The sequence below is a fragment of the Maricaulis sp. W15 genome (assembly GCF_001924955.1).
Classification (GTDB): domain Bacteria; phylum Pseudomonadota; class Alphaproteobacteria; order Caulobacterales; family Maricaulaceae; genus Maricaulis; species Maricaulis maris.
Genome location: NZ_LQXG01000014.1, coordinates 1 through 9,338, shown reverse-complemented (window position 1 = coordinate 9,338; position 9,338 = coordinate 1). Strand labels below are relative to the sequence as shown.

Annotated in this window: 8 protein-coding genes and 1 pseudogene; 8 read left to right on the top strand and 1 reads right to left on the bottom strand. The window is 65.2% G+C overall.

The annotated features are described in order from the left end of the window. Together AWH62_RS17135 and AWH62_RS08020 are read left to right on the top strand one after the other, a co-directional pair. Positions 1-103, top strand: a pseudogene (locus AWH62_RS17135) (IS110 family transposase); the annotation flags it as partial. A 144-nt stretch (positions 104-247) separates the two neighbouring features. Next, entirely contained in the window at positions 248-880 is a 633-nt protein-coding gene (locus AWH62_RS08020) for a hypothetical protein (RefSeq protein WP_075189974.1), read from the top strand. Between the two features lie 328 nt (positions 881-1,208). On the opposite strand, the gene gcvA is transcribed toward AWH62_RS08020, so the two are convergent. Beyond that, entirely contained in the window at positions 1,209-2,144 is a 936-nt protein-coding gene (gcvA, locus tag AWH62_RS08015) for a transcriptional regulator GcvA (protein ID WP_075189973.1), read from the bottom strand. Positions 2,145-2,260: 116 nt separating this feature from the next. Between gcvA and cysG the strand changes: the two genes are divergently transcribed. From cysG to AWH62_RS07985, 6 genes are read left to right on the top strand one after another with little or no spacing between them, the layout of a single operon-like run. Next, the gene (gene cysG / locus AWH62_RS08010) at positions 2,261-3,658 is read left to right on the top strand and encodes a siroheme synthase CysG (protein WP_075189972.1); all 1,398 of its coding nucleotides are present in this window, start codon (positions 2,261-2,263) and stop codon (positions 3,656-3,658) included. Next, a complete protein-coding gene (locus tag AWH62_RS08005; RefSeq protein ID WP_075189971.1) occupies positions 3,655-3,930 on the top strand; it encodes a DUF2849 domain-containing protein in 276 nt (91 codons plus the stop codon). The genes cysG and AWH62_RS08005 overlap by 4 nt, the downstream gene beginning before the upstream one ends. A 3-nt stretch (positions 3,931-3,933) precedes the next feature. Then, positions 3,934-5,571 carry a nitrite/sulfite reductase gene (locus tag AWH62_RS08000; RefSeq protein WP_075189970.1) on the top strand — a complete coding sequence of 546 codons (1,638 nt, stop codon included), beginning with the start codon at positions 3,934-3,936 and terminating at the stop codon, positions 5,569-5,571. Beyond that, complete coding sequence (locus tag AWH62_RS07995) at positions 5,558-6,667, top strand: phosphoadenylyl-sulfate reductase (RefSeq protein WP_158025586.1); 1,110 nt, start codon at positions 5,558-5,560, stop codon at positions 6,665-6,667. Before AWH62_RS08000 ends, AWH62_RS07995 begins: the two co-directional genes overlap by 14 nt. A gap of 25 nt (positions 6,668-6,692) precedes the next feature. Continuing rightward, complete coding sequence (locus AWH62_RS07990; RefSeq protein ID WP_075189969.1) at positions 6,693-7,715, top strand: cysteine synthase A; 1,023 nt, start codon at positions 6,693-6,695, stop codon at positions 7,713-7,715. Between the two features lie 45 nt (positions 7,716-7,760). Further along, entirely contained in the window at positions 7,761-8,588 is an 828-nt protein-coding gene (locus AWH62_RS07985; RefSeq protein WP_075189968.1) for a ferredoxin--NADP reductase, read from the top strand. The last annotated feature ends 750 nt before the right edge of the window (positions 8,589-9,338 follow it).

The following is a 9,338-nucleotide window of genomic DNA, read 5'->3' as shown; positions in this document are numbered from 1 at the left end:
CGACGCCGGAAAACCCAAAAAACTCGCCCTCATCGCCGTCGCCCGAAAACTCCTCATAACCCTCAACGCTATCATCCGAGACCAACGCCCATTCCAGGCCTGATCAAAACAGTTGCCCGCTCTTCGTCCCGCCTGCGCGGGACATCCCGCTCTTCGTCCCGCCTGCGCGGGACATCCGGCGGGGATGACAAATGTGGGGCACAAGAACCGGATTGCCCCGCTTTGCCGCACACGTCACCCTCACCCCATGACACGCCCTACCCCCCTGCAAAACCGCGTCACCCCGACCGGTGAGATCTGCGCCCACACAGCCCGCGGCACGCTGATGGGCAATCGCGGCATTCTGCATGATGAGCGCCAGCAACTCGGCACCGCCCGCTGGAAACACCAGGCCTGGGTGACCTGCACCCTCGCCTTCAAGGCGCGCCGCCGCGAATTGATGGCGCCAGGCTGGTATACCGAGCTCTTTTTCACCGACGAAGCCGTCGCACTCGCCGCCGGACATCGTCCCTGCGCTGAATGCCGGCGCGAGGATTTCAACCGGTTTCGCAAGGCTTTTGCCAAGGCGCATCCCGACTTGCCGGAGCCGGTTCGGGCGCCGGACATGGATCGCGTCCTCCACAAGGCGCGGGTGATGTCACGGTCACGCAAGCAGGTGACGTTTGAGGCGAAGCTGTTGGAACTGCCAGAGGGCGTCTTTTTTCGCGCCGAGCCTGACGGGGCGCCGCTGGTTTGCTGGCAAGGACGTGTGTGGGCCTGGGCGTTCGAGTGCTATGCGGCGGGGCCGGACGCTTTGCCGGACCGGGTAGAGGTGCTGACGCCGGAGCCGACGGTGAAGACTATTGTGGCGGGCTATATGCCCGTCTGTATTACCCAATAGCCACATTCCCACCGTCATCCCACGGGGAACGCGAAGCGGGCATCCGGGGGACCTGCGCTACCCCGTCGACGGTTTGGCTGAGGTCCCCCGGATCGCGGCTGCGCCGCGACCGTGGGATGACGGGGGGAAGGAGATTTATTGGAACTCGGCGCCGCGCGCGGAAATACCCATAGATCGCTTGTCAGCCAGCAGGCGCTATCCGGATTTCAAGCTCAAGGGTGAAACCGCGAAGCGGCGCGTACGCGCCCTTGACCTTGAAATCCGGATAGCGCGAACTCCCGGCAAGCGATGAATGGTTCAGAGTGCGCGAGAGCGCGGCTCAATACCCTCACAGCTCATCCACCGAATGCTCATGCACCCGCGCTTCCGCCTTCAGCCAGGCAATGAAGGCCCGTGCATCCGGGCTCAGCGGGCGGTTTCGCGCGGTGACGATATGGTAGGCCGAGCGGACCGGCGTTGTGCCGTCAGCGAAGAGGGCGACGAGGCGGCCACTGGCGAGGTCATTTTGCACCAGGGCGCGCTTGGCCAGCGCCACGCCGCGGCCGGCAACGGCGGCGTCAATGACCAGGGCGGACTGGTTGAAGCGCACGCCGCCCGACACATCAACACCTCGCGCCCCGCGCGCCTTGAGCCAGGAGGCCCAATCGGCACCATCGACCTCGGTCTCCGGTGACGCATCGTGCAGCAGGGTCTGGCCGCGCAGGTCCTGGGCCCGGGCGAGCGGCGGACCCTCACGCAGGAGATCGGGCGAGCAGACCGGCAGGACTTCCTCGGCCAGAAGCATCTCTTCGTGCAGCGTCATGTCACCGCCCGGGCCATAGCGTATGCCCAGATCGGCGGCGCCGGCGGCCAGATCGACCCGTTCCGACGTTGCCGCAATCCAGACTTCCACGCCGGGCACTTCCTCCTGGAAACGGAACAGGCGCGGTGCCAGCCATTTGCCGGCAAAGGACGGCGCGACCGAGACGGTCAGCGCGCGGCGATGGACGGGCTGGCGCATCAGGGAGACGGCGCGTTCCAGGGTCTCGAAGGCTTCCGACGTGATGCCGGCTGCAGCACGGCCCGCCTCGGTCAGCCCCAAACCACGCCCCTGACGGACAAAAAGCGGCGCGCCGACATGCTCTTCCAGCTGGCGGATTTGCTGGCTGATCGCCCCCGGCGTCACCGCCAATTCATCGGCGGCGCGGGCAAAGCTCTCAAGCCGGGCAGCCGCCTCGAAGGCGCGCAGGGCATTGAGGGGCGGGAGGCGGGATGTCTGAACCATGGGATCACTTTAGTTTTTCTAACGTCAAAAGCCAATAATCGTCGTTTGAAATCGCTGCACCGAATAGAAATATTGAACTCGTCGCGCCACGAAGGCGCAGGATCGGACGAGTGAGCATGCGTGTATTTCCTGCCTCCATTCCCCTAGATGGACAGACGGTGATCGTTGTCGGGCATGGCCCGATGGCCGAGCCGAAAGCACGCCTGTTCGTGTCTTCCCCAGCCCGGTTGCTTTGGTTCACCGGTGAGACCCATGATCCTGTTGCTTCGGATATCGCCCAATATGCGAAGATAATCCGCCGTGTGCCGACACGGCGGGACCTCCGTGGCGCGACATTGATTTTCCTGGCCGGCGGTGAAGACCGCGACGTGGCCAAGCTGGCCCGTTGGGGCCGCAGCCAGGGCGCGCTGGTCAATATCGTCGACAGCCCCGCCGCCTCCGACTTCCAGACCCCGGCCATTGTCGACCGCGACGGCATTGTCGTTTCGATCGCCTCCGGCGGCGCCGCGCCGGTCCTCTCGGTCGATATCCGCGCCGCGATCGAACAGGTCCTGCCGGCACGGATCGGCGTCATTGCCGATCTCGCCCGCGAACTGCGCGGCACGGTGAAGTCTGTCCTGTCGAAATTCGACGACCGCCGCGCCTTCTGGGAACGCGCCCTGCGCGGCAAGGCCCGCGACCTAGCCCTCGCCGGTGACAAGATCGGCGCCCGCCGCGAAATGCTGCGTGAGCTGAACGGCGAGACGTCCGCCAAGACCGGCATTGTCCATCTGGTCGGCGCCGGTCCCGGCGATCCCGACCTCCTCACCCTCAAGGCCGCCCGCCTGCTGCGCGAAGCCGATGTGATCGTGCATGATCGCCTGGTTTCGCAAGGCGTGATGGATCTGGCCCGCCGCGATGCGCTGCGCATCGATGTCGGCAAGACCAAGGGTCATCACCCCGTCCCGCAGGACGAGATCGGCCAGATTCTGGTCCGCGAGGCCCGCAAGGTTCAGCGCGTGGTCCGCATCAAGGGCGGCGACCCGTTTGTCTTCGGGCGCGGCGGCGAGGAGCTGGACGTGGTTCGTGCCGCCGGGATCGCCGTCGAGGTCACACCGGGCATCACCGCCGCGGTCGCCTGCGCCGCCTCCGCCGGTATTCCCCTGACCCATCGCGACCATGCCCAGTCGGTCAGTTTTGCGTCGGGTGTCGTCAAGCAGGACGGGCCGGACGCCGATTACCGGGCCCTGTCAGCACCCAATTCCACGACGGTCTTCTACATGGGCGTCGGCGCCGCGCCGGACATCCAGGCGAAGATGGTTGCGGCCGGTCGGAATCCCTCCACGCCGGTCGCCCTTATCGAGAACGGCACGCTGGACACGGAGCGCCGCGTCTTCGGCACGCTCGGCGATCTCGCCGCCCTGGTCGAACGCGAAGCCATCACGGGTCCCACCATCATGATTGTCGGCGAGGTTGCCGGTGCCGCCCTGGCGGGCAGCGCCAAGGTTTCGACCGAACGGGAGCAATTCGCATGAAGACCGTGACCGCCAACCGCCTCACCGATGGCCGGGTGATCTATCGCACCGCCACCGGCCAGTGGTCGACCGATCTCGCCGAGGCCGCCCGTCTCGACGAGGATCAGGCCGATGCGACGCTCGAAATAGCCTCGGATGAAAGTTACATCGCCGTCGGCGCCTATCTGATTGATCTCGAGAACGATGCCCCCGGCGGCCAGAAATGGCGCCGCGAGGGCATCCGCCTGACCGGCCCGACCACCGGCTCCACCCACACACAAGCGACCGCGTGACCCATGTACAAGTATGACAGCTACGACCACGCCATGGTGGCGGACCGGATCGCGGAATTCCGCGACCAGGTCGAACGCCGTCTGGACGGTCGTCTGACCGAGGACCAGTTCAAGCCGCTGCGCCTGATGAATGGCGTCTATCTGCAGCTGCACGCCTACATGCTGCGCGTGGCGATCCCGTATGGAACATTCAACAGCACCCAGATGCGCACCTTGGCCGGCATCGCCCGCGACTATGACCGGGGCTATGGCCATTTCACGACGCGCACCAATATCCAGTACAACTGGCCGGCCCTTGTCGACATTCCCGACATTCTCGACCGCCTCGCCGCCGTCGAGATGCACGCCATCCAGACCTCGGGCAATTGCATCCGCAATGTCACCGCCGACCCGTTTGCCGGGGCCGCCGCCGATGAGCTGGAAGATGGTCGCCCCTGGGCCGAAATCGTGCGCCAATGGTCAAGCTTCCACCCGGAATTCACCTTCCTGCCGCGCAAGTTCAAGATCGCCGTCAACGGGGCCTCGGCAGACCGCGCCGGCATCCGCGTGCATGATATCGGCCTGCAGATCGTCCGGAACGAGGCCGGGACAACCGGATTTGAAGTCTGGGTCGGTGGCGGCCAGGGCCGCACGCCGCGCCTGGCCCAGCTGATCAATCCCTTCCTGGCGCCCGAGGACCTGTTGTCCTACCTCACCGCCTGCCTGCGCGTGTACAATCAGCACGGCCGCCGCGACAATCTCTACAAGGCCCGGATCAAGATCCTGGTCGAAGCCCTGGGCGCCGAGGAATATAGCCGCCAGGTCGAGGATGAATGGGCGGTGATCCGCGACGGCGAGCTGAAACTCCCGGCCGAGGAAATCGCCCGCATCCGCAGCTTTTTCGACCAGCCGAAAGCGGTCGAACCGACGCCCGTTCCGGTGACGGAAAACCGTGCCTTCGCCCGCTGGCTCGACCGCAATCGCCGTGACCATGCGGTTGATGGCCTGTCTTCGCTGGTCATCTCGCTGAAGCCGATCGGCGGCACGCCGGGCGATATCACCGACGTGCAGATGGAGGCCGTCGCCAGCCTGGCCGAACGTTTTGGCTTTGACGAAATCCGCGCCACGCCGGACCAGAACCTGATCCTGCCGCATGTCCGCAATGAGGACATCGAGGCTGTCTGGAACGGGCTGGTCGAAGCCGGTCTCGCCGTCGCCAATGCCGGCCTCGCCACCGATATCGTCGCCTGCCCGGGCCTGGATTATTGCAATCTCGCCAATGCCCGCTCGATCCCGATCGCCCAGGCCATTTCCAGCCTGCTGGAAGAAAAGGGCCTGTCGGAGAAGGCCGGCGATGTGACCATCAAGATCGATGGCTGCATCAATGCCTGCGGCCACCACCATGTTGCCCATATCGGCGTGCTCGGCGTCGACAAGCGCGGTGAGGAATTCTACCAGATCACGCTGGGCGGGGCCTTCGGGGCCGATGCTGCCATCGGCTCGATCATCGGCAAGGGCCTGGCCGGTGAGGACGTCCCCGCCGCGATCGCCCGCGCGCTGGAAACCTATCTCGACATTCGCGCCGACAATGAGCGCTTCATCGACACGCTGCGCCGTGTCGGATCCGACGCCTTCAAGGAGGCCATCTATGCTGACGCTTGATCGCAAGACCGAAACCCGCAATGTCGCCGACGCCCAACTGGCCGCCGGTGGTGGACGCATCGTGGAGCTGGACGGCGATGCCGACTGGCGCGAGGCCGAGGCCGAGATTGCCGGGGCGGTGCGGGTCGATATCCGCTTTCCCAAATTCAATGATGGCCGGGGCTTTTCCCTGGCGACCCAGCTGCGCGAGCGCGCCGGTTACACCGGCAAGCTGCGCGCCGTCGGCGATCTCATTCCCGACCAGGCCCAGCACCTGATCCGCGTCGGCTTTGACGATGTCGATCCCGATCGCAAAGGGCTGGAAGCCGACTGGGCTCGCGCCCGCACCCGTTTTGCCCACGCCTACCAGCCGGGCCGGGGCAATGTCACACCGCTCTTCCGCCACCGCCACAAACGGCCGGAGGACGACCTCGCGGCGCTGAATGCCCGCTATCGCGACATGACCCCGCAGGACATCCTGCGCGATGCCATCAGGAATGAGTGGGTCGGCAAGGTCGCCATCATGTCCTCCTTCGGCGCCGAGGCCGCTGTCGGTCTGCACATGATCGCCCAGATCGATCCGGCGACCCCGGTCATCTTCCTCGATACCGGCCGTCTCTTCGCCCAGACCGAACAATACCAGCGCCAGCTGACCGAACAGCTTGGCCTGAGCAATATCCGCCTGCTCAAGCCGGACGCCGAAGAGGTTGCCAGCGAAGACAGTGATGACCGCCTGTGGCGCCGCGACCCGGACGCCTGCTGCGCCTTGCGCAAGGTTCGCCCGCTGGACGAAATCATCGGCGACTATGACGCGTTGATCACCGGTCGCAAACGCTTCCATGGCGGCGGCCGCATGAGCCTGCCCATTGTCGAGCGCATCAATGGCCGCATCCGGGTCAATCCGCTCGCCAATTGGGACGCGACCGCGATCGAGGACTATTTCCAGCGCTTCGATTTGCCGCGACACCCGCTGACCGATATGGGGTATGCCTCGATCGGTTGCTGGACTTGCACGGCACCGGTCCAGGCCGACGGTGATATCCGTTCCGGCCGCTGGCTTGGCCAGGCCAAGACCGAGTGCGGCATCCACACCCCGGCGCAAGTCGCCGCCGAGTAAAAGAACAGACGAAAGGACACCGCCAGTGTCTGCCAAACATGTGCTCGACCTGATCGGCAATACGCCGCTGATCCGGCTGGATGGTCCGTCCGACGCGACCGGCTGCGAAATCCTCGGCAAGGCCGAATTCCTCAATCCGGGCGGCTCCGTGAAGGACCGCGCCGCGCTCAATATCGTGCGCGAGGCCGAGGCTGACGGCTCGCTGAAGCCCGGCGGCACCATCGTCGAGGGCACGGCCGGCAATACCGGAATCGGTCTCGCCCTGGTCGGCGGCGCGCTGGGCTATGACGTCATCATCGTCATGCCGCGCACCCAGTCGGAAGAAAAGAAGGCCGCGATCCGCTCCTTCGGCGCCCGTCTGATCGAAGTCGATGCCGCCCCCTTCTCCAGCCCCAATCATTTCGTCCATTATTCGCGCCGCTTGGCCGAAGAGCTCAATGAGAGCCAGCCAAACGGGGCGATCTGGGCCAACCAGTTCGACAATCTGGCCAACAAGCGCGCCCACAAGCTGACCACCGGCCCGGAAATCTGGGATCAGACCGGCGGCAACATTGACGGTTTCATCTGTGCGGTCGGCTCCGGCGGCACATTGGCCGGCGTTGCCGAGGCCCTCCGCGCCCAAAGGCCCGACATCGCCATTGGCGCCGCTGATCCGGCCGGCGCTGCGCTCTATAATTACTACACCAAGGGCGAGCTGAAGGGCGAAGGCTCCTCGATCACCGAGGGCATCGGCGTCAACCGCATCACCGGCAATCTGGAAGGCCTTGAGGTCGACCATGTCTACCGGATCGAGGACGCGGAAATGCTGCCCATCCTGTTTGATCTGGTGAAGACCGAGGGCCTGTCCCTGGGCGGTTCGGCCGGTATCAATATCGCCGGTGCCATCCGCCTGGCCCGCGATCTCGGTCCCGGCAAGACCATCGTGACCATGCTGTGCGACAGCGGCGCGCGCTATGCCGGCAAGCTGTTCAACCCGGACTTCCTGTCCTCGCGGGGCTTGCCTGTTCCGCCCTGGGCCGATACCGAAGCGCCGCGCGTGACGGCCTGACCGCTGAGCCAGACAGACCTCACCGACAAAATCGAGTACGAGACGATGACCATGACAGCGACCGCGCCTGCCCCGAAGAATGCGATCTCCGCCAAGCCCGGCCCCTATACGGTTGAGACGGTGCTGTCGGTGAGCCATTACACCGACCAGCTTTTCCATTTCCGCATCACGCGGCCGGACACATTCCGCTTCCGCTCGGGCGAGTTCATCATGATCGGCCTGCCCAAGGAGGACGGCAAACCGCTGCTGCGCGCCTATTCCGTCGCCAGCCCGTTCTGGGATGAGGCGCTCGATTTCTACTCGATCAAGGTGCCCGACGGGCCGCTGACCTCGCGCCTGCAGCACATCAAGGCCGGCGATGAGGTCCTCTTGGGCCGCAAGCCGGTCGGCACGCTGGTGCTCGATGCCTTGAAGCCCGGCAAACGCCTCTACATGATCTCGACCGGCACCGGCATCGCGCCCTTCGCCAGCCTGATCCGCGATCCCGAGACCTATGAGAAATTCGACGAGGTCATCCTCACCCATACCTGCCGCCAGTCCGCCGAGCTGACCTATGGCGTCGAACTGGTCGAAGCGGTCAAGGATGACGAGCTGATCGGCGAATTCGCCCGCGAGAAACTGGTCCACTTCACCTCGGTCACCCGCGAGGACGGCCCGGTCAAAGGCCGCGTCACCGACATGATCGAAAGCGGTGAACTCTTCGACCGCCTCGGCGTCCCGCCGCTCGACCCAGCCGTCGACCGCGTGATGATCTGCGGTTCGGAAGGCCTGCTGAAAGACGTCAAACAAATCTGCCTCGACCGTAATTTCGTCGAGGGTTCGAACGCGGCCCCGGCGGACTTCGTGGTCGAGAAGGCGTTTGTGTCGACCTAGGGCGCGAGGTCCTCGCCCGTGATGGGCGGCGGAACACTGACGCGTTTCCCCTTCCGCCCGGATTTGATCCGGGGCACCTTCCCCCGCAAGCGGGGGCAGGACGTTGTATTCCCTCACCTTGCATTTTCCCGGAGGCGCGCAGCGCCATCCGGGACCGACGGGAGACTCATCGCTTGCCGGAGGGTTTCGTCGGGTCCCGGCTCTTCGCCCCGCTTTTGCGGGCCTGCGTCCGGGATGACGGACTATCGCGCTTGAAAAATGCACAGCCCTCGCTTCTCCCCGACCGGGGAGAAGTGGCCCGCAGGGCCGATGAGGGGCGGCGCGTCAGCGCCATTAAAGACTTTCCCTGGCGCCGCTTCGCGGCGCGCCCCTCACCCCCTGCGCGCTGACGCGCTGCGGGACCTCTCCCCGGCCGGGGAGAGGCGGGTTATCCCACAGTGTGCGCCACTTCACCGTCATCCTGAGACAAGTCAGGACCCAGTCTCGCACACGCGATTTCGCCAAGCATGGCAATAGCTTGCGTCGCAGACTGGGTCCCGGCTTGCGCCGGGATGACGGTGTGTGGGGCGGGAAATTTCAAAAAACTTATCCCCGCCCGTCAAACCTGGCGGATAATCCCCGTTGTCCCGCGTCACTCGAGGCCCGGATTGGTGATCCGGGGGCGTTGGGAGTACGGAGCTCGTCCGGTTGCCTGGAAACACCGCCAGACCAACCCGGCGTGGCCATCGGCAGGACGGCGGCACAAAGCTC